At 59.8% G+C, this 23,932-nt stretch carries 20 protein-coding genes; 12 read left to right on the plus strand and 8 right to left on the minus strand.

Features of this window, described 5'->3' with window-relative positions; all coding sequences use genetic code 11:
* The first annotated feature begins 123 nt into the window (after positions 1–123).
* Positions 124–1,599, plus strand: coding sequence for a histidine--tRNA ligase (hisS, locus tag SIC17_RS11035; protein ID WP_412545384.1), 1,476 nt, complete (start codon positions 124–126; stop codon positions 1,597–1,599).
* 220 nt (positions 1,600–1,819) lie between these two features.
* On the opposite strand, the gene SIC17_RS11040 is transcribed toward hisS, so the two are convergent.
* A complete protein-coding gene (locus tag SIC17_RS11040; RefSeq protein WP_412545385.1) occupies positions 1,820–2,935 on the minus strand; it encodes a hypothetical protein in 1,116 nt (371 codons plus the stop codon).
* 341 nt (positions 2,936–3,276) lie between these two features.
* Here SIC17_RS11040 and SIC17_RS11045 point away from each other — a divergent pair, with 341 nt between their 5' ends.
* Both SIC17_RS11045 and SIC17_RS11050 read left to right on the plus strand, forming a co-directional pair.
* Positions 3,277–4,377, plus strand: a complete 1,101-nt coding sequence (locus SIC17_RS11045; RefSeq protein WP_412545386.1) for a glycoside hydrolase family 3 protein — start codon at positions 3,277–3,279, stop codon at positions 4,375–4,377.
* A gap of 160 nt (positions 4,378–4,537) precedes the next feature.
* A complete protein-coding gene (locus SIC17_RS11050) occupies positions 4,538–5,242 on the plus strand; it encodes a helix-turn-helix domain-containing protein (protein ID WP_412545387.1) in 705 nt (234 codons plus the stop codon).
* 46 nt (positions 5,243–5,288) lie between these two features.
* On the opposite strand, the gene SIC17_RS11055 is transcribed toward SIC17_RS11050, so the two are convergent.
* The 4 genes from SIC17_RS11055 to groES all read right to left on the minus strand — a co-directional run bounded on the left by SIC17_RS11055 (position 5,289) and on the right by groES (position 10,626).
* On the minus strand, positions 5,289–7,247 hold the full coding sequence (locus SIC17_RS11055) for a S9 family peptidase (RefSeq protein ID WP_291891716.1): 1,959 nt from the start codon (positions 7,245–7,247) through the stop codon (positions 5,289–5,291).
* Positions 7,248–7,325: 78 nt separating this feature from the next.
* Complete coding sequence (locus SIC17_RS11060) at positions 7,326–8,492, minus strand: acyltransferase family protein (protein WP_412545388.1); 1,167 nt, start codon at positions 8,490–8,492, stop codon at positions 7,326–7,328.
* Between the two features lie 150 nt (positions 8,493–8,642).
* Positions 8,643–10,289 (minus strand): chaperonin GroEL, encoded by a 1,647-nt coding sequence (gene groL / locus SIC17_RS11065; protein WP_291891720.1) that lies wholly within the window; start codon positions 10,287–10,289, stop codon positions 8,643–8,645.
* A 46-nt stretch (positions 10,290–10,335) separates the two neighbouring features.
* Positions 10,336–10,626 (minus strand): co-chaperone GroES, encoded by a 291-nt coding sequence (gene groES, locus SIC17_RS11070; RefSeq protein ID WP_291891722.1) that lies wholly within the window; start codon positions 10,624–10,626, stop codon positions 10,336–10,338.
* 274 nt (positions 10,627–10,900) lie between these two features.
* Between groES and SIC17_RS11075 the strand changes: the two genes are divergently transcribed.
* The 3 genes from SIC17_RS11075 (at position 10,901) to SIC17_RS11085 (ending at position 13,830) form a co-directional block, all read left to right on the plus strand.
* Positions 10,901–11,569, plus strand: a complete 669-nt coding sequence (locus tag SIC17_RS11075) for an OmpA family protein (RefSeq protein ID WP_291891724.1) — start codon at positions 10,901–10,903, stop codon at positions 11,567–11,569.
* 174 nt (positions 11,570–11,743) lie between these two features.
* Positions 11,744–12,949 (plus strand): EAL domain-containing protein, encoded by a 1,206-nt coding sequence (locus SIC17_RS11080; RefSeq protein WP_412545389.1) that lies wholly within the window; start codon positions 11,744–11,746, stop codon positions 12,947–12,949.
* 38 nt (positions 12,950–12,987) lie between these two features.
* Positions 12,988–13,830, plus strand: a complete 843-nt coding sequence (locus SIC17_RS11085; protein ID WP_412545390.1) for a TIGR01459 family HAD-type hydrolase — start codon at positions 12,988–12,990, stop codon at positions 13,828–13,830.
* Here the strand turns inward: SIC17_RS11085 and SIC17_RS11090 are convergent.
* Together SIC17_RS11090 and SIC17_RS11095 are read right to left on the minus strand one after the other, a co-directional pair.
* Complete coding sequence (locus SIC17_RS11090; protein WP_291891730.1) at positions 13,827–14,519, minus strand: protein phosphatase CheZ; 693 nt, start codon at positions 14,517–14,519, stop codon at positions 13,827–13,829. The genes SIC17_RS11085 and SIC17_RS11090 overlap by 4 nt on opposite strands.
* Before the next feature lie 53 nt (positions 14,520–14,572).
* Positions 14,573–14,959: a response regulator gene (locus tag SIC17_RS11095; RefSeq protein WP_291891731.1), complete on the minus strand. Its 387-nt coding sequence runs from the start codon at positions 14,957–14,959 to the stop codon at positions 14,573–14,575.
* Between the two features lie 122 nt (positions 14,960–15,081).
* On the opposite strand from SIC17_RS11095, the gene SIC17_RS11100 reads away from it, so the two are divergent.
* The 6 genes from SIC17_RS11100 (at position 15,082) to mutL (ending at position 22,752) form a co-directional block, all read left to right on the plus strand.
* A complete protein-coding gene (locus tag SIC17_RS11100) occupies positions 15,082–15,525 on the plus strand; it encodes a MaoC family dehydratase (RefSeq protein WP_412545391.1) in 444 nt (147 codons plus the stop codon).
* Positions 15,526–15,528: 3 nt separating this feature from the next.
* Complete coding sequence (locus SIC17_RS11105; protein WP_412545392.1) at positions 15,529–16,473, plus strand: bifunctional riboflavin kinase/FAD synthetase; 945 nt, start codon at positions 15,529–15,531, stop codon at positions 16,471–16,473.
* 176 nt (positions 16,474–16,649) lie between these two features.
* On the plus strand, positions 16,650–19,616 hold the full coding sequence (gene ileS, locus SIC17_RS11110; protein ID WP_412545393.1) for an isoleucine--tRNA ligase: 2,967 nt from the start codon (positions 16,650–16,652) through the stop codon (positions 19,614–19,616).
* Entirely contained in the window at positions 19,609–20,199 is a 591-nt protein-coding gene (lspA, locus tag SIC17_RS11115; RefSeq protein ID WP_291891737.1) for a signal peptidase II, read from the plus strand. Before ileS ends, lspA begins: the two co-directional genes overlap by 8 nt.
* Before the next feature lie 72 nt (positions 20,200–20,271).
* Entirely contained in the window at positions 20,272–20,814 is a 543-nt protein-coding gene (locus SIC17_RS11120) for a DUF3035 domain-containing protein (protein ID WP_291891739.1), read from the plus strand.
* 54 nt (positions 20,815–20,868) lie between these two features.
* Positions 20,869–22,752, plus strand: a complete 1,884-nt coding sequence (mutL, locus tag SIC17_RS11125; protein ID WP_412545394.1) for a DNA mismatch repair endonuclease MutL — start codon at positions 20,869–20,871, stop codon at positions 22,750–22,752.
* Here the strand turns inward: mutL and SIC17_RS11130 are convergent.
* A complete protein-coding gene (locus tag SIC17_RS11130; protein WP_412545395.1) occupies positions 22,749–23,792 on the minus strand; it encodes a hypothetical protein in 1,044 nt (347 codons plus the stop codon). The genes mutL and SIC17_RS11130 overlap by 4 nt on opposite strands.
* Positions 23,793–23,932: the final 140 nt, after the last annotated feature.

Raw genomic sequence — 23,932 nt, forward strand, 5'->3', positions numbered from 1 at the left:
GCATTTTCCCGTGCTTACTGGTGAAAACACTGGTCTTCACCACCGCCTTGGATATTGAAAGAGGCGGACCCCTCCGACAAGCCGGATAATCATCCGGAGATGTGACATTCTGGAGAGCATCAGATGAGTGCCAAGAAAAGCTATCGCCCCAAAGCCCGCAAACCCCGCGGTTTTGAAGACCGTACCGGTGACGTGCTGAGGGCTGAACATCATCTGATCTCGAAGGCGAGCCAAGTCTATGATGACTGGGGTTTCGAGCCTCTGCAGACGCCAGCTTTCGAGTATGCCGAAGCGCTGGGCAAATTTCTGCCGGATGAGGAACGTCCCAATGAGGGCGTGTTTGCGCTGGAGGATGATGACGGCCAGTGGATGTCGCTGCGTTATGATCACACCGCGCCGCTGGCTCGATTTGTCGCCGAACACTATCAGGATCTCAACAAGCCTTATCGCCGTTATCAGGCGGGCGATGTCTGGCGCAATGAAAAGCCGGGTCCGGGGCGTTTCCGCCAGTTTGTCCAGTGCGATGCCGACACGGTCGGTTCCGCCAGTCCGGCTGCTGATGCGGAAATGATCGCGCTGGCGGCCGAAGTGATGAGTGCCGTTGGCCTCAACACCGGCGATTTCCTGGTCCGCGTCAATGATCGCCGCATCCTGGATGGTGTGCTGGAAACGATCGGTGCGGCGGATCCTGACCGTCGCATGCGGGTGCTGCGCGCAGCCGACAAGCTGGACCGTCTCGGCCGCGAAGGTGTCGCGCTGTTGCTGGGCGGGGGTCGCAAGGATGAGTCGGGTGATTTTACCGAGGGCGCAGGCCTGGATACGGCCGGCATCGACACGGTTCTCAACTTCCTGGATGCGGGCGGTGGCAGCCGCGGCGAAGTCACCGCGCGACTGGAAGGTCTGGTCAGCGGATCGGAAGCCGGGCGTGCCGGCGTTGCAGCACTGACCGAGATCGATGCGGTGCTCAGCGCCATTGGTGTTGGCAATGACCGGGCGGTTTTTGATCCGTCTGTCGTGCGCGGGCTGGGTTACTACACCGGGCCGGTCTACGAGGCTGAGTTGCTGGCAACGGCGCATTATGACGATGGCAATCCGATCCAGTTCGGCTCGGTTGGCGGTGGTGGTCGATATGACGACCTCGTCGCGCGTTTTACGGGGCAGGCGGTTCCGGCCACCGGTTTCTCCTTTGGGGTCAGCCGTTTTGCTGCAGCGCTGCGCGCGCTCGGGCGTGGCGGCATCGGAGACGAGCGTCCGCTGGTCGTGGTCGTTGCCGCAGAAAAGGGGCAGTCGGCGCAATACCTGGCCATGGCGCAGGAGCTGCGCGCGGCTGGCCTGCGTGCGGAAGCCTTTGTTGGCGGCGGCAATATGGGCAAGCAGATGAAGTATGCGGACCGTCGTGGTGCCTTTGCTGCGGTCATCGTCGGCTCGAACGAGCGCGAGGACGGCAAGGTCACGATCAAGGATCTCAAACTGGGTGCGCGCCTGGCTGCGGACATCGAGGACAACAAGCAGTGGCGCGAAGAACAGCCGGCCCAGATCACGGTGGACCGTGAGGGCTGGATCGCCGGCGTTCATGAGGTTGTATCCCGCTACAAGTAGGCGGAATACAAGTGCTTTTATCAACAGGCTAAGATTAAATTTCAGGGCGTTGGGGTTGACGTATACGTAACGCTCAGCCACGGTCGCGAACAGGACAGGGCCTGACCGTCCAGTCCTTGGCGTTTCGGGGAGGAGACGCCCTTTATCGACCAACCGTCAATTAAGGGGCTGGCGTTTGCCAGCCCCTCTTTTTTCCAGATTTTCCGGAATTTGCTTGTGACTAGTTGCCACCATCCAGGCGATCAGCTTCGAGCTGGTTGAGCCAGTTGGTCAGATCGTCACCCGTCTGTTCCTCGCCATCGACCCAGACCCGGCGATTGCCGTCACCGTCTTCCTCGATACGGACGCTGGCATCATCACCAAAACGTTCGCGAATGACGTTGCGGGCGCGTTCGGCGTGAACCCGCATGCGACGGGCTTGCTCGCGGCGTTCTTCGGCATGGGCGCGACGTTCCTCAGCGTGAGCCCGACGTTCCTCGATGTGCGCCCGACGCTCTTCGGCGCGTTCACGCATTTCCTCGTGGCGCTCGCGACGCTCCTCTTCGCTTTCACGACGGTGCTCGCGATCAGCGCGATGACGGGCACGTTCGACTTCCCGACGCGTATGACGCAGGGCCCGTTCGCGCTCACGCTCTGCGTGACGCATCTCGCGGCTGGCCTCGCGCATCTCTTCACGCATCTCGCGGAATTCAAGGCGCATCTCCTCGCGGGCTTCGCGGAGTTCCTCGCGAACTTCTTCCTTTTCCTCGTCGGAAAGTTCGTCCCAGTCGCGGCCATCAACGGTGACATGGCCTTCATCGAGATTGGCTAACGCCTCTTCCATCGAGCGCAGGGCATCGGCATGAACCGCTTCGAAATTCATGGTTTCCAGCTCGCCGAGGTGAATCTCCATTTCGGCGAGTTCTTCGGCCATCTCCGCGAATTCAGCGTGATCGAAGTCGAACTCGAAATCACCATCAAAGCTGGCGACGATCGTGTGGTTGAGATTCTCAGCCAGGCCAGCCATGTGGGTGGCCATGGCATGGTGGTTTGCGAACTCCATATGGAAGCCGCGGCCGGAGCCTTCGACAACACGGACATCATCGCCGTCGATGACAACATATTCCGCATCGCCCAGCTCGATCCGCTCGCCATCGACTATGACCACGCCATCGTGGATCTCGACCGTCTGGCCGCCGATACGGATACGGGTATTCGTGGCACCGTCGGAAATGTGCAGGGTCTGGCTGCCATCGGAGCCGCGTACTTCAACTACAGGGTTAGCCGCGCCGTCTAGGGCGATGGCTGATGTTCCGGCCAGCAGCGCTGCTGCGCTGGCGAGAAGAAACTTTTTCATGGTCCGTCCCTCGTCTCTTGATGGGGACATATTCACGGACGCAACCTAACGCGCGCCGTTCCGGGCTCTAAATTTTTTGAAAGTTGGCAAATCGGTTGCCGAACCACGCTGCTGAGGATGCGCGCGTGTGAAGGCGGCCGGTGACGGAAGGGTAGTTCGTCACCGGCCTGGGGAATGGCTGTGTCTAATCGCAGAAGAAGAACAGCCAAGTCGGTCACTATAGCAAAACGGCTGCGTTAGCGCCTCACAAAAGATGACATTTCAGAAAGAATGACGCGCTTGTGCGTTGTTCGCCCTCACGTATTCTGTTGCTTGAACTTGTGTGTCCTGGAGAGAAGTAGATGGCGATCAACAGAAGACAATGGCTGGCAGGCGCTGCGGCCTGTTCGTTCGCCGGATCTGTTTCCCCCGCTTTGGCCCGGTCCGAACCCGGCCTGGAAGAGATGATCAGCCAGATGTTGCTACTGGGCTTCATCGGCTCTGGCCCGGACACGACCGGTGCCCAGCAGGTGGCCGAGCACCTGTCCAACCGCCGCGTGGGCGGAGTGCTGTTTCTACGTCACAATGTGCGATCGCGCGAAGGTGCCGAAGGCTCGGCAGCCCTGTTTCGTGAAGCCGACCCGGCGGCCTGGATGGCGATCGACCAGGAAGGCGGGCTGGTCCAGCGTCTCTCCCGTGATCTGGGTTACACCTCGATCCCGCGGGCGTCCCAGGTGGTTGAGGAATACGGGCTGGAAGGCGCTGAGGGGCTCTACGCCATTGGTGCCCGCGAGTTGAAGGCGGCCGGTTTCAACATGAATCTCGCCCCCGTGGCGGATGTGCATGAGGATGGAAACGCGGTCATTGGTCGCCACGGCCGCGCCTACGGAACAGATGGCGAGGCGATCAGCGCTTATGCCAGCCGGTTTATCGATGCCTTCAACTCAGAGGATGTGGCTTGCGTGATCAAGCATTTCCCGGGACATGGCCGCTCTCGCGGTGACAGCCATGACGGCTTTGTTGATATCACTGCGACCTGGAGCGAAAGCGAGCTCGATCCGTTTGCGCGGCTGATCGATAGCGGCCATGCCAAATTCGTGATGGGCGGACATCTCACTCACCAGGAGCTGGACCCGACCGGTGTGCCGGTGACCTTCTCCCGCCCGGTCCTGACTGGCATTCTGCGGGAACGCCTTGGCTATAAGGGCGTAATCATGACGGATGATCTGGATATGGGAGCGATCCGCTTGCACTATGATCAGCGTTCTGCCGTGATCCAGTCCATCCAGGCCGGCAATGACGTTATCATGATGTCCAACTCCGCCGCGCCGAACATGGACCTGCCGCAGCAGTTTGTAAGCTGGGTCATGCAGGCGATCGAAGCGGGTGACGTGCTGGAAGATGTGATCGTGCAATCCTATCAGCGCATCATGGCGGCGAAGGCCCGCTTCTCGCTCGACTAACAACCCGCCGACATTGAAAACGATCGAAATTCGACTGATTAGCGCTGGGGTTTCCTGATAATTCCCGAATATTCAGCTACTAGTCCTGGCAGGAATTCCAAAGACTGCGCTGTGTTCACCGGGTGTGGACACCGGACAAACAGTGTGAATTGGTCTGATCATGAAATTTGGTGACTATCTTCGACAATGCCGCGAGGCAAAGGGCTGGACCCAGCCAGAGGCCGCCCGCCACGCGGACATCGAACAATCCTATCTATCCAAGCTTGAGACGGGGCGTTCCTATCCATCCGAGGACGTCTATTCGCGGCTCGTGCAGGTGTTCGATATCGACACGTCCGAGCTGACGGAAAACATCACGGCGGCCGAGATCGAACGCCTACGGGAACTGGCCCAGGTTCGCGATGCGGTTCTGAGCCGGGAGAGCCGGGCGCTCAATCTGTCGCGTGGCTGGATGTTAGCGGGACTGGCGGGCCTGATGCTGTCCGCAGCATCTGCGGCAATCGTCATGACATCGCGTGACGCCGAATACGCCGAGTATCATTATCGATCCCAGGGCGTGCTGGAACTCGCGGAAAGCCTGGACAGTTTCGCCATCGTCAATGACAGCGTCGCCCTGGAGGATGAAACGAGGCGGGCGCTCCAGAGCACCATGGTTGCGCGGCTGGACGAGGACTATCGCATCGTTGGCGACTTCCACGGTCGCAGCTATATCGAGGATGTGCCCGGCGGGCGGCGATATTTCGAGCTGGTGGATGATCGCATTGTCAGCCAGCCAACGCCGATGCGCTGGTTCATGATCCCCGCCCTGGTGTTCCTGGCCGGGGCGCTCGGCAGCTTCTTCATCAGCTTTCGCTGGAAACGCTGAGGCGAGACAGAAAAAAGGCCCGCTCGGTTGAGCGGGCCTTCTTGATTTACTCAGCGCTGCCGGACTGTCTCAGATATTCCTCCAGGAAGGTCAGATAGGCTTCGGACGCCGTGATGCGATTGGCGCGTCGGCGGAAGCCGTGGCCTTCATCCGGGAAGAGCACGTACTCAACCGGGACGCCATTGGCTCGAACAGCTTCGACGATCTCGTCGCTCTCGACCTGCAGGACGCGCGGGTCATTCGCGCCCTGAATGACCAGCATTGGGCGGACGATATTCTCGGTGTGGAAGAGCGGGGAAATGGCGCGGTGGCGGTCACCATCCACAGCAGGGTCACCCATTTCGTCATACAGCGCTTCGCGGAAACTCTCCCACCATGGCGGGATGCTTTCCAGTGTACGCACCCAGTTGGTGACACCGAAGATATTGATACCGACCTCGAATTCTTCCGGGTGGAAGGCCAGGGCCGCTGCGGTGATATAGCCGCCATAGGAACCACCGATCACACCGACCTGGTCGTCAGCAACCCAGTCCAGCGAGCGCAGATAATTGCCGGCAGCCACGATGTCACGCAGGTCTTCCTCGCCATGACGGCGGTCATCCATGTGGAAGAAGGTCTTTCCGTATCCCGAGGAGCCACGGTTGTTCGCGGCGTAGACCGCATAACCGTGATTGACCAGATGCTGGATGGTCGCGGAATAGCCGACACGGCTCTGTCCGCCCGGCCCACCATGGACCCACACGAGGGCGGGAACCGGATTGTCGGCGCTGGCATTGTGCGGGCGGTACATGATCCCGGGGATTTCCAGCCCGTCAAAACTCTCGAAACGCACCACGCTGGCTTCGACCATCTCGTCCTGGCGGATCGCCGGGTTGAGGGCGTTGGTCAGCTGGCTTTGCGCCTGCTCGGCCAGATCGACCATGTGAAGGTTTGACGGCGAGGTAGAGGAATTGATCAGGAAAGCGATCTGGCCCTCATCGCGGGAGAAGCGGACGCTGCGCAGCTCGCCGGCCGGAAGATCCGGCAAGGGCAGGGCTTCGCCGGTCTCGCGGTCGAGAATGCTCACCTGCGTGGAGGCATCCGCATTGATGCCATGCACACGATAACGCCCGGACGGGGAATAGCTGACAAAGGACACATCCCAGTCCGCCTCGATCAGGGGCGCGGTATCGCCGTTGGCCAGGTCATAGGTCCAGGCCTGGTTGAACTCGCCATGTTCATTGGTCGCGTAGACGAGCGCATCACTTTCCGGCGTGAAGGTATAGTCGCCATAGGCGATATTGCCTTCATGCTCGGTAATCAGCTGCGGCGTGGAGCCCGGTGCGGACAGGTCCAGTAACAGGATATCGCTGTCAGCCGAGGTGCGATTGCGCACGAGGGACAGCCAGCGGCCATCCGGGCTGACCGAACCGATCTGCAGGCTGTCATCATTCTGGAAGACCACGCCAGCTTCAAATGCCACCGTGTCGATCTCGTAGATGTCGAAGGACGCCGCGTCGCGCTCGTTAGTGGCGACCCACATGTCATTCCCGTCCGGCGACCAGCCGAGGAACATGGCGCGGACATTGTCGCCGGGCGTCAGGTCGACAAGGCGACCATCTTCCTCGCGCAGATAGATATGGCTGAGCTCGTCACCGCCACCATCGGCTGTCACCAGCAGACGATTGTCCTCCGGGAACCAGCTGACAGCGTAGGTCGCGTTGGTGGTGGATTCGGTGAGCTGCTCACGATCGCCTGTTGCAGGGTCGACGGCATAGGCGTTGAACACCCCGGTCTCGTCCGAGCTGATGAGGATGCGGCCATCCGTCGCCGAGAAAGCGTGACCTCCGCCGGAGGCCATGCCGAAAGACGTGGTTTCATGGAAGGTGGCGGCGTCGTGCGGAACCGTCTCCATTGATGTTGTCTCGGTCGCGGAGTTGGTGCCCCCGCCTTGTTCGGCCGGCGTGCAGGCACCCAGCGCCAGGATGATGGCGGTGGTGCAGGATGCCTTGGCTATTCGTCCCATGATCTACTCCCCGATTGAATCTGTCGGGAAGTTTACACGTGCGCGACGAAACCGGAAGGGCGTGTTTGGGGCCCTGACCTAGTCGTCCATCCGGACGCGTTGCATGAGGGCACGTCGTTTCCCTGACAGCCAGGAAAGAGACCCCTTTTCAAGACAGGAGAAGGTGAGGCCGGCGCAGATCAATGCCCCGCTGAATCCAAATACCCCGAACAGCAGATTATCCACTGGGCCGGAATGCCCGAGTGAGAATGCGGCAACCAACCATGCGGGCATGCCCAGCTGGGTGAAGATGGCCGCGAGAACCTCGAACGCCTTGGTTGCCACCAGATAGATAACGACGTGGCCGAGATAGAGGGCGTAGGACGCATCACCGAGATAGACGAGTTGTGAGGGAGCGCTCCAGCCCTTCTCCAGTTCCAGGCTGACGAGGCCGTAGAGGATGAACGCACTCGGTATGCCGAAAAGGACAACACGCGACCAGTTCAGCGAGATCTCGACCATGTCGTGGGTGAAGAAAAGCAGGCCGCCGACGAACACCGTCGTGCCGATGACGAACGCCGGCAGGGCGAGTGTGCGGATGCCCTTGGTCACCAGCAAGCCAATGACCACTCCGAAGATAAATTCGAGCGTCAGTGGATGAAATGCGAGGCTCAGGATTCCGGTGGCGACCCGGTCGGTGCTCAGCCCCGCGGTAGCGCCGATGCACAGCACCACGCACCAGACACCAGCCAGGACAGGCAGCCAGGCACGCGGCGCGAGCATGAAGCCGGCAAAGATCGCGTAGAAGTACAACTCATGGATCAGCGTCCAGCCGACGACGATATAGGGCAGTTTTTCCTGAGGCCAGAGCAGGAATGACCGGACGAGGAAGCCCGCGGTCTGTTCCGCTTCTATGTTGTAGGATGCGGGCGTTAGTTGCCCGGTTCCTGCGACGATGATGACCAGAAAACAGGCGCAGAAGAACCACCAGAGGGGGTAGATGCGTGTCAGCCGAGCGATCAGGAAATCGAGGCTGGCGTACTTCCCGTGTGCAGTGTTCTGCGTGACATAGACCATGATGAAGCCCGAAATCACGAAGAACATGTCGACGCCGGCAAACCCGTTGCGGGTTGTTTCAAGTAGCGCGGAAATCTCCTCGCTGCCGTTATTGGTGATGCCGGCCTGTTCGTTCAGGAAAAGGTGATAGATCGCCACCAGCAGGGCAGCGACAGCGCGCAGCGCTTGGACAGTCGTCAGTTTGGTCACGCGATCGGCTCCACCATCTGCTCCCGGGAAGAAGCAGACCTCGTAACAACAAGAATTTGCCGGGCTATCATGACGCCACTTACAGGGCAAAAAGAAAAGGCCCGCTCGGTTGAGCGGGCCTTCGCTTGATCGGTCAGTTGACCGGCATGATTACATCATGCCGCCCATTCCGCCCATGCCACCCATGTCAGGCATGGCTGGGGCAGCGCCTTCTTCCTTCGGTGCGTCAGCGACGGCAGCTTCCGTCGTGATCAGCAGGGAAGCAACAGAGGCGGCGTCCTGCAGAGCGGTGCGTACAACCTTGGCCGGGTCGATGACACCAAACTCCAGCATGTCACCATACTCTTCGGTCTGAGCGTTAAAGCCGAAAGTCGCGCCGCCATTTTCGAGGATCTTGCCGACAACGATGGAGCCTTCAACGCCAGCGTTTTCGACGATCTGACGGATCGGAGCCTGAAGGGCGCGTCCGATGATGCGAACACCCTGGGTCTGGTCTGCGTTATCGCCTTCGATACCGTCCAGCTTGCGAGACGCGCGCAGCAGAGCCGTGCCGCCACCGGTGACGATGCCTTCTTCAACCGCAGCGCGGGTTGCGTTCAGGGCGTCATCAACGCGGTCTTTCTTCTCTTTCACTTCGATCTCGGTTGCACCACCGACCTTGATGACAGCAACGCCACCAGCCAGCTTGGCCAGACGTTCCTGCAGCTTTTCACGGTCGTAGTCCGAAGAGGTTTCCTCGATCTGGCGGCGGATCTGGCCAACACGCGCTTCGATGTCAGCACGCTCGCCAGCACCGTCAACGATCGTGGTGTCGTCCTTGGTGATGTTGACGCGCTTGGCCGTGCCCAGCATCTCCAGGGAAACCGTTTCCAGCTTGATGCCGAGATCTTCGGAGATGACCTGGCCACCGGTCAGGATGGCGATGTCTTCCAGCATGGCCTTGCGGCGATCGCCGAAGCCCGGAGCCTTGACAGCAGCGATCTTCAGACCACCACGCAGCTTGTTGACAACCAGCGTCGCCAGGGCTTCGCCTTCAACGTCCTCGGCGATGATCAGCAGCGGACGGCCGGACTGAACAACAGATTCGAGGATCGGCAGCATCGGCTGCAGGGAAGTCAGCTTCTTTTCGTGCAGCAGGATGAACGGCTCTTCCATGTCGGCCTGCATCTTGTCTGCATCCGTGATGAAGTACGGAGACAGGTAGCCGCGGTCGAACTGCATGCCTTCAACAACGTCCAGCTCGGTCTCGAGAGACTTGGCTTCCTCGACGGTGATGACGCCTTCATTGCCGACTTTCTCCATCGCGTGCGCGATGTCTTTACCGATCTGGGCGTCGCCGTTAGCGGAGATCGTGCCGACCTGCGCAACTTCGTCGGAACCCTTGATCGGGGTCGCCTGGGCCTTGATGTCCTCGACGATGATCGCGGTCGCCTTGTCGATGCCGCGCTTCAGATCCATCGGGTTCATGCCGGCCGCAACAGACTTCATGCCTTCGCGGACGATGGACTGAGCCAGAACCGTAGCGGTCGTGGTGCCGTCACCAGCGACGTCGTTCGTCTTGGACGCAACTTCGCGGATCATCTGGGCGCCCATGTTCTCGAACTTGTCAGCCAGTTCGATTTCCTTGGCGACAGATACGCCGTCCTTCGTGGTGCGCGGAGCGCCGAAAGACTTTTCGATCACGACGTTACGGCCTTTCGGGCCGAGCGTGACTTTTACAGCGTTGGCAAGGATGTCGACGCCCTTGAGCATGCGGTCGCGGGCATCGGAGGAGAAATATACGTCTTTAGCAGCCATTGGGCTTATTCCTTATCTGAGGAGCTGGGAGTTTTGGAAAAGCCGCTTAGGCTTCCATGATGCCCAGGATGTCGGACTCTTTCATGATCAGCAGCTCGTCGCCGCCGATGGAAACTTCCGTGCCGGACCACTTGCCGAACAGGATGCGGTCGCCAGCCTTGACGTCGAGCGCGCGAACAGAGCCGTCTTCCTTGATGGCACCGCCACCAACAGCAACGACTTCGCCTTCTTGCGGCTTTTCTTTAGCGGTATCCGGAATGATGATGCCGCCAGCGGTCTTGGACTCTTCTTCGACGCGCTTTACGAGCACGCGGTCATGCAAAGGACGAAAGGTCATCTTGGTTTTTCTCCAACAAGAGGACTGATTGAATTTCCTGCAGTGACTGGGGATTTCGGCGTTAGCACTCACCCCAGTCGACTGCTAACAGGGCGGACTTAAGCAGTGGGGACAGAACCGTCAAGGGCAGGGCGTGACTCTTTTTCCCAGTGACAGCGCCGGGAAATCTGATCAGCTTGCGTTCATTCAGTTGACGATATGCCCAGACATGGAATGCTTGTCGCATTTGTGCGTAGTATGGGCGCCAACAGGCACTCTTTGAGAGGTAAGAGTTATGAATTTTCGTATTGCAGTAGTTGGCGTCGCGGCCCTGGCCATGACCGCCTGCACGACCACGGACCCGGTCACGGGTGAAACGCGTCCGAACTACACCGGTCGCGGCGTTCTGCTGGGAGCCGCCACGGGTGCTGTACTGGGTTATCTGACCAACACATCCGACTCCGATGAGGGTCGTACCAATGCCCTGATCGGTGCTGGTATCGGTGCGCTCGCCGGCGGTGCTATCGGCAACTATATGGATCGCCAGGAAGAAGCCATGCGCATGGCGCTCAGCGATACGGGCGTCGGTGTCCGCCGTGAAGGCAATAATCTGCGTCTGATCATGCCGGGTGATGTCACCTTCGACACCAATTCCTCGAGTATCCAGCCGCAATTCTACGCGATCCTCAATGACGTCTCTGTCGTTCTCAACCGTTATCCGGCGACTTATGTCGATGTGGTTGGACACGCCGACAGCACCGGTCCGGCGGAATACAATCAGCGCCTCTCCGAGCAGCGCGCTTCGGCGGTGGCCGGTTATCTCATCGCCCAGGACGTCATGCGTGACCGGTTTTACGTGGGTGGCATGGGCGAGCGTTCCCCGATCGCTTCCAATGACACGGCCTATGGCCGCCAGGAGAACCGTCGGGTCGAAATCCTGATCCGTCCGCACATCACGTCCTAAGTCATGCATAACAAATGAGATTTATGCGGCCCGGCCTGTCTGGGCCGCATTTTCTTTTGCTGATATCTCCCCAGGACAGGCTTCGGGTTTACCTTCGTTAACCAAACGAAAACCCGCTGCGACACAGCTTAACCTTCGGCGAGAAGTGCCGATTCGTTGCAGAATGAGGACCGGATGTCCAAGGCAGCAGACATTCTTATCGTACTCACCTACGTCATGATCGCAGTCGTGGCGGCCTTGGGGTTTGAGTATCTTGGGCTAATGAATTCGGCCTCCGCCTGGATGATGGGTGCGATCGTATTTATCGTTGCAGGCATGGCACATAGCGCCGCGGCACGCGCTGCAGAGCGAAAGGCCATGGAAGACGAGATCCATGAATTGAAGGCCGCAAACCTGGCCCTGGTGGAAGAATTCCAGGCTGCCCAGTCGCGCCTCGACGAGATTACTGACGAGCTGCGCGCCGAATCGGTTGAGCGCGACAATGCCCTCGTTCACGAGGTGCGGGTGCTGGAAGACCTGGTCCGCCGGGTTGGCGAAGTACCGGAAGAAATCCTGGCTGCTGGTGGCGAAACCGGTTCCTCTGCGGATATCGAGACAGTGAGGGATGCGCTGGAAGACAATCGTGTCGACCTGTATCTGCAACCCATTGTGACCCTGCCACAGCGCCGGATCGCCTTTTATGAGAGTTTCACCCGCTTGCGTGATGCGACGGGCCGGGTAATCACCCCGGGCAGTTTCATCGAGGCCGCCGAGCGGGCCGGCCTGATGACTGAAGTCGACAATCTCCTGCTGTTCCGCTGTGTCCAGATTGTGCGCCGGCTGACCTCGCAGGACCGTAAGATCGCGATCTTCTGCAATATCTCCCTGAATTCCCTGTCGGACGAGACCTTCTTCCCGACCTTCCTGGACTTTATCCGCCAGCACAAACACCTGGCTGGCTCGATCATTTTCGAGGTGTCCCAGAAAGCCTTTGTCGAGCGTGACGCCGTCGCCGCCCGCAATATGGCGCGCATGGCCGATTTCGGCTTCCGCTTCTCGGTGGACCAGGTGATGAATGTCGATCTCGATCTCGACGAGATGCAGCGTGCGGGGGTGCGGTTCGCGAAGATTGGTGGCGAGCGTCTGCTGACCGCGATCGATAATTTCGAGCGCATCGCGGGCGTGGATGCCGGTGATATCGCCCACGAGGACGTTGCGGGCCTGTTTGCGCGTAGTGGCATCGATCTGATCGCCGACCGCGTCGAGGAAGAGGGCACGGTCGTTGAAGTGCTCGAGTTCGATGTGGCCTATGGCCAGGGTCATCTCTTTGGCTCCCCGCGGCCGGTGAAGGATGATGTGATCGAGCCGGAAGCGGAGTCTGAGGTGAGTGTCGCCGTTTAACGATTGACGCTCACCCGGGTGCCTGCTTGAAGGCGGACATGACCAAGCTCAGTGAAATTGCCAATCGATACGACGCCCTGTTCTGTGATGTGTGGGGCGTGATCCGTGATGGCCGAAGCCTGCTCCCGCCCGCAGTTGAAGCCCTTCAGGAATATCGCAAACAGGGCGGGCGGGTCTGTCTGGTGTCCAATTCACCCCGCCGTCATCCCAGCCTGCTCGAAGCGCTGGCGGAAATGGGCTTTCCCGAGGACGCCTGGGACTGTGCGGTGACCTCCGGCGATGCGATCCACGAAGAGCTGGTGAAGCGATCCCAAGGCAAGGCCTTCAAGATCGGGCCGGACTGGGATGAGGCCCTTTATGAGGGGCTGGGCCTGGAGTTTGTCGGGATTGAAGAGGCCGACTTCATCACCTGTACCGGGCCGGACGATTACTGGAATGGTCGCCCGGAGCATTATCAGCAGGTATTGGAGGTCGCCCTGGCGCGCAAGCTGGACCTGGTCTGCGCCAATCCGGACATTATCGTTCAGGCGGGGGATCAGATGATTTTCTGTGCTGGCGCGATCGCGCGTTATTATCGCGAGATGGGTGGTTCCAGCATCGTCGCAGGCAAGCCTCACCAACCGATCTACCGGTTGGCGTTCGAAGCGCTAGCGCGAAATGGTGGGGCCGTCGATCCGGAGCGGGTGCTGGCCATCGGCGATGGTCCGGAAACCGACATCGAAGGCGCGGCGCGGGCAGGGGTAGATGCCATGCTGATTGCGGGCGGTATTCTGCAGGCTGAAATGCGAGACGACGGTTTCAGCCCTGAAACCGTCGTCGCAATCCTTGCGGAATATGGTGTTGAGGCACGCTGGATCGCGCCGCAACTGGTCTGGTCTTAGTCGAACAGGGAGTCGATCGAACCCTGGTCGAGGGCGGCATCGCCACCAGCATCGGCAAACATCGCATCAATGTCGTCCTGGCTGGTTTCCGGTCCACCGATTGCCGGACCATTGAGGAGTTGTTCGCGATTGCGTTTTTCCTCAGCCGTTTCTTCCTGCGGTCCGCCATCGGCGTCACGGACGCCCATGACTTCGGCGAAGCGGGCGACGCGGTCTTCAACGTGGCGGAGACTACCGACCACTTTGGATACGCGCTGTCCGGCCAGGTCCTGGAAGCTGCAGCTTTCGATGATTTCCATCATCTTGGCTTCAACATTGGCCCGGTAGTTGTCGTAGTCGGTCTCCTCGTCACACAGAACGGATTCTGCAGCGGACATGATGACCTCGGTGGCCTTTTCAGTGTCCGTGACGACGGCTTCCAGCTCGGCACCCGCGGTCGGGATGCGTTCTCGCTTGATATCGTTGGGACGCAGGGCGGCGATTTCGTCGCGCGTCCGGGAGATGTAATCCGCGATATAGTTGAACTCTTGGCAGATCGACTGATCGAGGGAGCTGAAGAACAGCTTCATCGTATCGGTCAGCTGGTGTGCCAGTTTCAGCACTTCCATGATCTGCGCGTCTTGTAGATCGCTGGCCTTGAGAGTGGCGAGCGAAGTCCGAACCTGCGCGGCAACATTGGCGGCGGGCATGGGGCCCTCCTTCCTTTGCAAACTCAATTCATCGTTCAGCGAACATGGCGGGCTTAGAAATCGCCCAGTACCGCTGACATTTTCGATTTGAGCGTTCCAGCATTGAACGGCTTAACGATGTAGTTGTTGACGCCGGCCTTTTTGGCGGCAACCACGTTTTCCGTTTTGGACTCTGCTGTAACCATGATGAACGGGGTCGATTTGAGCCCCTCATCGGCGCGCACTTTCTGCAGAAGCTCGTAGCCGGTCATCGGCTCCATGTTCCAGTCTGAGATTACCAGACCGTACTTGTTCTTCTGCATTTTCTCGAAAGCTTCTTGCCCGTCCGCAGCGTCATCGACGTTCTCGAATCCAATCTGCTTGAGCAGGTTGCGAATGATGCGGATCATGGTTTTGTAGTCGTCTACTACCAGGATCGGCATAGTCATTTCGACAGCCATACGTAGTCTCCATCCACTCGGCGTGTTCTTCCACAAGGACAGCTTTTTGTGCTGTCTTCAGGTGAACCCTAGACAAGCGCGGATAAAAATCGGTTAAAGCGGGAAAAAATACGGAGAGTCGCATGTCCGAACAGACCGGTATTGAACTTGAAGATATGGAAATTGGCCTTTCTGCTGAGGCAGTTAGAGTGGTTTCTGAAGAAGATTTGGAACTGTTTGCCAAAGTGTCCGGTGATTACAATCCCGTGCACATGGACGAAGAATTTGCGCGCAAAACGCCTTTTCGCGGTCGAATTGCACATGGTGCACTGATCGCATCATTCATTTCCGGTGTGCTTGGAAACCAGCTCCCGGGACCGGGGGCGATCTTCCTCGGGCTGAACATGCGCTTTGCCCTACCGACCCGGATCGGTGACGAGGTGACCACCCGCGTGACCGTCAAATCGGTTGACCTGAAATCCCGTAAGGCGGTTATGGATTGTGTGTGCATGGCCGACGGCAAGGAGCTGATGCGCGCGGAAGCCGAGGTCATGGTCCGCAAGCGCCGCAAGAAAAAGGACGCGTAACACTTGCGCGTCTGGGACGGATATAACGCCATCGAGGCTGAGGGACGGGGCTGTGTCATTGCCCTGGGCAATTTCGATGGCGTGCATGCAGGACACCAGGTGGTGATCGAGCGGGCGCGAGAGCTGGCCGAAGCCATGGATGCCCCGCTGGGCGTCGCTTTGTTTCAGCCGCACCCGCGACGCTTCTTTGCGCCTGACGCGCCGCCTTTCCGCATCATGAGTGCTGGCGGCCGCAATGCGCGGCTTGCCGCGCTGGGCGTGTCCCACGTCTTCCAGCTCGAATTCAATGCGGCGATGGCCCAGATGTCGCCGCAAGTCTTTGTCGAGGACGTGCTTAACCAGGGGCTGGGCGTTTGCGGTGTAGTGACTGGCGCTGATTTCCACTTTGGCCACCGCCGCGCCGGAACGACCAAGGATCTGACCGCTTTCGGCGATGCTCGCGGCATTCGCACCGATTTTGCCGAGCTGCTGGACAATGGTGTCGACAAGATCTCCTCGACCCGTATTCGCAAGGCCATCGCTGACGGCGCCATGGATGCCGTGAGGGTGTTGATGGGCCAGAGCTGGGTCGTTGAGGGGGAAGTCGCCCACGGCGACAAGCGTGGCCGCACGATCGGTTTCCCCACCGCCAATGTCGACATGTCTGATTATGTTCGTCCCGAACACGGTGTCTATGCTGTGCGCGTGGGCATTGATGGCGAAGCGGCGGAACGCCCGGCTGTCGCCAATTTCGGCTATCGCCCCACAGTGGACGGGCTGACCGAGCGCTTCGAAATACATCTCTTCGACTTTGACGGCGATCTGTATGGCAAGACACTCAGCGTCGCCTTCGAAGCCTTTATCCGGCCCGAGATGAAGTTTGACGGGCTGGATGCGCTGAAGGCACAGATCGCAACGGATGCGGCAACAGCGCGCGACTTGCTGAGCGCTGCGGCTGGACCGTCCTGACGGCCTCTGTTACACGCGGTGCATGGTCCAATCTGAATTGCATACGACGTTCGAGAATATGGCTGCGGCCATAGCGGCGCGCCGAATTATCGGCCCGGGCTGCCGGGCTTGATGCTCGCAGTTCCGGGTAGTGCGAACACGTTTGTAATTGATCCATATTCCAGGGACTGAATCCGATGACGGATACCACGGCCGATAACGGCACCGAGACCACCCGCGATTACCGCCCGACGCTTTTCCTTCCTGAGACCGATTTCCCCATGCGGGCCGGTCTGCCCAAGAAGGAGCCTGAATGGCTGGCGCGCTGGGAAGAACTGAACGTCTACGAAAACCTGCGCGCGCAGAGCGAAGGCCGCGAGCGCTGGGTCCTGCATGACGGCCCACCCTATGCCAATGGTCACATCCATATCGGTACGGGTCAGAACAAGATCCTCAAGGACATCGTCGTTCGCTCGCACCAGATGCTGGGCTTTGATGCGCCTTACCGTCCGGGCTGGGACTGTCACGGCCTGCCGATCGAATGGAAGGTCGAACAGAATTTCCGCGCCAAGGGCAAGCGCAAGGATGACGTTCCGAAAAAGGAGTTCCGCGCAGCCTGTCGTGAGTATGCCGAGGAATGGGTTGGCGTTCAGCGTGACGAGTTCAAACGCCTCGGCGTCGCCGGCGAGTGGAATGATCCCTACACCACGATGGCTTTTTCTGCGGAAGCCGCGATCGTGCGCGAATTCCTGAAATTCGTTGAACAGGGTCTCGTCTTTTCCGGCTCTGCACCGGTGATGTGGTCGCCGGTCGAACAGACCGCCCTGGCCGAGGCCGAGGTCGAGTACCAGGACAAGACGTCTTCCACGATCTTCGTGAAATTCCCGGTCCGAGGTGTTCGCAAGGATGGCTCGGCGGTTCCCAAGGAATGTGTCGGTGCCCATGTCGTCATCTGGACGACCACCCCGTGGACGATCCCGGGCAACAAGGCGATCTGCTATTCGCCGGACGTGCGTTACGGCCTCTACAAGATCACCGCGATGAAGGCGACGGATTTTGCGCCCTGGTCGATGCCGGGTGACACGCTGATCGTCGCCGACAATCTGTGGGAAGAAACCAAGGAAGCCGCTTTCATCGAGCGCGCTGACCGGATCTGCAATGTCGATCCGTCCGGCCTGGTCTGTTCGCACCCGCTGTTCGAGGCAGATCGGTTCTGGAACTATCCGGTGCCGCTGCTGGCGGGTGACCACGTCACTGACGAAGCCGGTACGGGCTTTGTCCACACGGCCCCCAGCCATGGCGCGGAGGACTATGTTGCCTGGATGGAAAATCCGGAATGGCATGACAAGCAACAGCCGGTTCCGCACATGGTGGGCGAGGACGGGTCGTATTACGATCACATCCCGCTGTTTGCCGGCCTGCACATCATCCGCCTGGACGGCAAGAAACAGGGCCAGGACGGTCCGGCCAACAAGGCGGTGATGGATCAGCTGATCGAGCAGGGCAAACTGCTGGCGCGCGGTCGTCTGGAACACTCCTATCCGCACTCCTGGCGGTCCAAGGCTCCAGTCATCTTCCGCAATACGCAGCAGTGGTTCATCGCCATCGATCGCCCGATGAAGACGGGCGGCACGCTGCGTGAAGCGGCGCTCAAGGCCATCGGCGAGACCGAATGGACGCCGCCGCAGGCAGAAAACCGCATCCGTTCCATGGTCGAGGGGCGCCCGGACTGGCTGGTCTCGCGCCAGCGTGCCTGGGGCGTGCCGCTGACCATGTTTGTCGAAAAGGGCACGGGCCACGTTCTTAACGACCACAAGGTCCATGAACGCATTGTCCGCGCCGTCGAGGAAGAGGGCGCCGACGCCTGGTTCGAACGTCCCTCCGAGGATTTCCTGGGCAGCGATTACAAGGCCGATGAATGGGAGAAGGTCACCGACATCCTGGATGTCTGGTTTGACAGTGGTTCCACACACGCGTTCTCTCTGGAGGACCGCAAGAGCCAGAAATGGCCGGCGGATCTCTACCTGGAAGGGTCTGACCAGCATCGCGGCTGGTTCCAGTCCTCCCTGCTGGAGAGCTGCGGTACGCGTGGACGTGCGCCCTATAATGGTGTTCTGACCCACGGATTTGTCATGGCCGGCGATGGCCGCAAGATGTCCAAGTCGCTGGGCAATACGCTGGCCCCCAACGAGATTGCCAAGAAATACGGCATCGAGATCATGCGTCTCTGGGTGGCAGCCCAGGAGTTCACGATGGATCTGCGTATCTCCGAGGAGATCCTGCAGACCAGCGTCGACGCCTATCGCAAGCTGCGCAACACGATGCGCTATCTGCTGGGCGCGCTGGACGGTTTCGATGACACCGAGGCCCTGCCATATGACCGCATGCCGTCGCTGGAACGCTGGGTTCTGCACCGCCTGACCGAGCTGGATGAGGTCGTGAAGTCCGGCTACGAGGCCTATGACTTCAAGAAGGTCTATTCGGCCCTGTTCAATTTCTGTGTCGTCGACCTGTCCGCCTTCTATCTCGATGTGCGCAAAGACAGCCTCTACTGCGACCGTCCGGACAGTGACCGCCGCCGCGCCTGTCGCACGGTGATGCATGAAGTCTTCATGCGTCTGACGGCATGGCTCGCCCCGATCATGCCCTTCACCATGGAAGAAGCCTGGCTGTCGCGCTTCCCGTCCGAGACGGACAGCGTGCACTACCGCACCTTCCCGGAAACACCGGAAGACTGGCGTGACGGTGCGCGTGCGGAACGCTGGCAGACCATTCGCCGTCTGCGCCGTGTTGTCACCGGTGCCCTGGAAGTTGAACGCCGTGAAAAGCGTATCGGCTCCAGCCTGGAAGCCGCGCCGAAAGTCTATGTCACCGATCCGGCCTATCGCGAGGCGCTTGGCACCGAGGCGGGGGGCGATCTGGACGAGTTCCTCGCCGAAATCTCCATCACCAGCCAGGCGAGCCTGGTCGATGAAGCCGGACCGGACAGCGCCTTCCGCATCGAGGATGTCAATGACATCTCTGTCGACCCGGGCAAGGCGGATGGCAGCAAATGCGCGCGCTCGTGGAAATACTCCCCGGATGTCGGTTCCGACCCGCGTTATCCCGACGTCACCCCGCGTGACGCGGATGCGCTGGCTTATTGGGACAAGCTGAATGGCTAATCCAGCCAGTGAAGTGCTGAAACGATTGTCTCAACCGGGTCATGCTCGGCTGGGCCTTTCGCTGGCGGGCGGCATTATCTTGCTGGATCAGCTGAGCAAGTGGCTCGTGCTCAACGGGCTCAATTTTTCGCCGGCAGGCTGTCTGGACTTTCAGCTGGGCCGCGAAGGCGGGCTGAATACGTGCGGGCATCTGGAAATCTCCCCGATCTTTGACCTGACCATGGTCTGGAACAAGGGTGTGAGCTTTGGCCTGCTGGGCGCGGACAATATCATCGGTCGTCTCGTCCTGATCACGTTCTCGCTGGTGATTTCCGGCGTCCTGATCGCAGGCCTGCTGGGGTACGGGCCGCTCAAGGTGGATCGCAAGCTGGTCGTGATAGCCTTTGGCATGATCATCGGCGGAGCAATTGGCAATGTTGTCGATCGCATCCTGTTTGGTGCTGTTGTCGACTTCCTCAATTTCTCTGATGTCTGGTTCCCCTGGGTCTTCAACGTTGCTGATGTGGGGATCAATGTGGGTGTCGGTCTGATCATACTCGACATCATCCTGAATGAGCGGCAGGGTGACCCCGACAAGTCTTGATGGACTCCGGGCTGGAGCTTGGGGCAAGATGCCGCTAAACATGTGCCCAATCGAATTTGGAGCTTAACCAAAATGCGTTTGCGTTCCGCCATTTTTGCCGCCCTCGGGGTGTCCCTGGCCGTTTCCGGCTGCAGCAGTGTAGGCCGTGCTGTGTCTTCCGAGCGCAATGCGCCGGATGAATTCCGCACCGTGACGATTGCGCCGCTGACCGTGCCGCCGGAATACAATCTGCGCCCGCCGCGCCCAGGTGAGCCGCGTCCGGAAGAAATCTACCCGGACCAGCGCGCACGTGCAGCCCTGCTGGGTTCAAGTGCAGCATTTGAAGGCTCCGACGCCGAGGCACTGCTTGTTGCTCAGGCGGGTGGTGGAGCGGCTGATCCGTTCATCCGTTCCATTATCGACGGTGAGACGGCCAGCGTTGTGCGCAAGAACCGTGGTTTCGCTGACCAGATCCTGTTCTGGCGCGATGGCGAGTATCGCCCGCCGGTTGATGCGACCCCGCTCGACGCCGCCGACGAAGCCGAGCGCCTTGAAAGCGTCAACAGCGTGACTGGTGGGGGCGAGATCGAAATCGAACGCGACCGCGACCTGCTGCCGAAACTGCCGGGCCTCTAGGCGCCAGCTGTTTCAGCTCTTGACCGACTCAGGGCCAGCCGAAAGGTTGGCCCTATGTCTTTGAGCGTGACCAAACCCGTCATCCGCCGGCTGTCGCCGGAAACCATCAACCGGATCGCTGCCGGTGAGGTGGTTGAACGGCCGGCTTCTGTCATCAAGGAACTGGTCGAGAATGCGCTGGACGCTGGTGCGCGCCGCATCGACATCAACGCTGAGGGCGGTGGCCTGTCCCGGCTCGTCATCGAGGATGATGGTAAGGGCATGTCCCCCGAAGAGCTCGAACTTTGCATCGAGCGCCACGCGACGTCCAAACTCCCTGTCGGAGACGATGGCGCGGATGACCTCCTGAACATCGATACAATGGGGTTTCGCGGCGAGGCGCTCCCGTCGATAGGCTCCATTGCACGCCTCTCCATCGTGACCCAGGCCCGTGGCGAGGGCGATGCCTGGACCATCACGGTCGAGGGCGGTGTGAGTTCAGGCGCGGCGCCAACCGCACCGCTTGGCCGGTCTGGCACCCGGGTCGAGGTTCGCGATCTGTTTTATGCCACGCCGGCACGCCTGAAATTTCTCAAGAGCGAGCGTTCGGAAAACCAGGGTATTTCCGATGTCATCAAGCGCCTCGCCATGTCACGTCCCGATGTCGGTTTTTTCCTGACCCTGGATGGCCGCAAGCGCTTCTCCGTTGCCGCCGAGGACGATGAGAGCGTTGCCAGCCGCAAGGCCCGTATGGCGGCTGTGCTCGGCGCGGACTTTGGCGACAATGCGCTGGAAGTTGACCAGGAGCGCGAAGGGGTTCGCGTGACCGGTTTTGCCAGCCTGCCGACTTATTCGCGCGGCAATTCCCTGCATCAATATCTCTTCGTCAATGGTCGACCGGTACGTGACAAGCTGTTGGGCGGTGCCGTGCGCGGAGCTTACCAGGATTTCCTGGCCCGTGATCGATACCCGGTTGTGGCGCTGAATGTGGAATTGCCGACCGACCAGGTGGACGTGAATGTGCATCCGGCCAAGGCCGAAGTGCGTTTTCGCGACGCGGCGCTGGTGCGCGGTCTGATTGTCGGCTCCCTGCGTCATGCGCTGGCCGCGGCCGGCCACCGCGCCTCGACGACCGTGTCCGGATTTGCGTTGGGCGCGGCGCGCCCGGAAGGCTTCAATAGCGGTCCTCGTCCCGCCTATCAGTCTGCCGCTTCGCATGTGGCCGGCTGGGGGCGCCCGCCGATACCTTCAGAGCCCACGCAGGCGGAGGTCTTTGATCCGGGCCTTTCGGTGCGGATGGAAACGCCCGGTTTCGAAACGGGTTCGGCTCAGGGCGAGCTACCGCCGCAGCCGGTTCCTGAAACCCAGTCTGAGCCGAGCTGGCCACTGGGGGTCGCCCGGGCGCAATTGCACGAAACCTATGTCGTCGCCCAGACCGGTGATGGCATTGTCATTGTCGACCAGCACGCCGCCCATGAACGCCTTGTCTATGAGCGCATGAAGAAGATGATTGCCGAGACCGGTGTTCAGCGTCAGCGCCTGCTTGTGCCCGAGATTGTCGATCTCGACGAGAACGAGGCGCGTCGCTTGCTGGACCGCACGGAAGAACTCGCCGAGCTGGGTCTGGTGGTCGAGGCATTTGGTGCGGGTGCAATCGCCGTGCGCGAAACGCCAGCCTTGCTCAAGAAGCTGGATGTCCAGGGTCTGATCCGTGATCTTGCGGACGACCTGGCCGCCTATGATCAGGCCTTGTCTCTAAAAGAAAAGCTTGAGGACGTCGTCGGCACCATGGCCTGTCATGGCTCAGTTCGATCCGGCCGCCGTCTAACCGGTGAGGAAATGAACGCGCTGCTACGGGAAATGGAAGCGACCCCGCATTCCGGCCAGTGCAATCACGGCCGTCCGACCTATGTCGAACTGAAGCTGGCTGATATCGAACGATTGTTCGGACGGCGCTAGGCCGCGATGTTTTGGTATTGCCCGCCGAGCACTGCAGCGAATTCATGATAGATGTCATAGGCATCATCAACTTCGAGCCGGTTCGGCAGTTTCTCGGGCAGCCGGAAGTCCCAGAAGCTGCAGATATGGTTGATGGCCGCCAGATCTTCACCGATCGAGATGAACAGGCTCGGCGCGCGCAGGAGGAAGCTGCGAAATGCGCCAGGGTCATTCTTGTTCACCAGCGCATCGAACGCCTGGTCGTAGGCCTTCATCGAATTTTCGACGGACTTGAATTTCTCGGCAACGGTTCGAAGGATGGACCTGCGTGTCAGGTCCAGCTGTTTTTCATCTTCCGGATGAGCGCGAATAAAGCGCGTAGAGATCATGCGGTTTGCCGTGCGCCGGATTTTCAGCTGAAGGTCTGCGATGTTCCACTTGTAGTACAACAATCCCTTCCAGCCGAAGAGGCCTTGCTCATATTCTTCCGGATCAAGCCGCAGCGTCTGGCGCAGCGGTTCCAGGGATGAGGATTGTTCGTTGCGCATGATCAGCTGCGCCAACTTGATCGAGATGGCCTTGGCCTCCGGGCCGGAAATTCCGTAGGCAAGCTCGACGAGGGAACCGATCTGACCCTCGACATATCCCTCCACCTTCGTCAGGTCAGCTTCGGAGATATCGAAGTAACAGCTGGAGACGGCTGACCCCGAGTGCTGCACCCGCTCGCGCAGGAGATACGGATCAAGCGAGGGCAGGCGGGCGAACTCCTTAAGTACAGCCAGATCGCGCTCGAACTCGACCGGGTCCACTTCCGTGCCCAGGGCCTCATCCAGAGCGGACTGAAGATTGCGCTGCTCGATGAAAAAACTGAAGCCGCCAAGTCCCAGATCATCATGATCGAGCGCAAACACCACCTTCGTCGCGGTTTGCTGCTCGGACTCCACTAGATCCCGCTCATTGGCGCGGATCGTGTGCTTGATGAAGATCGCCTGGTTCAGGCGGTGGTTCAGGAACAAAGGCTGTTGGGTGTACTCGTCGGTTTCGCGGTAACGTTCCTTCACTCTCAACAAGTTGAGAATGCGGGCCGTGGATGCGGAGTCCCGCACCTGTGCCAAACTTCTGACTTTGAAACCCGCGGACATGGGACCACTTTCACTCGACCTTGTGAATGTGATGCCGAAGTCTTGGAATTACGTAAAGT

The organism is Maricaulis sp. MIT060901, assembly GCF_047123815.1.
GTDB lineage: Bacteria > Pseudomonadota > Alphaproteobacteria > Caulobacterales > Maricaulaceae > Maricaulis.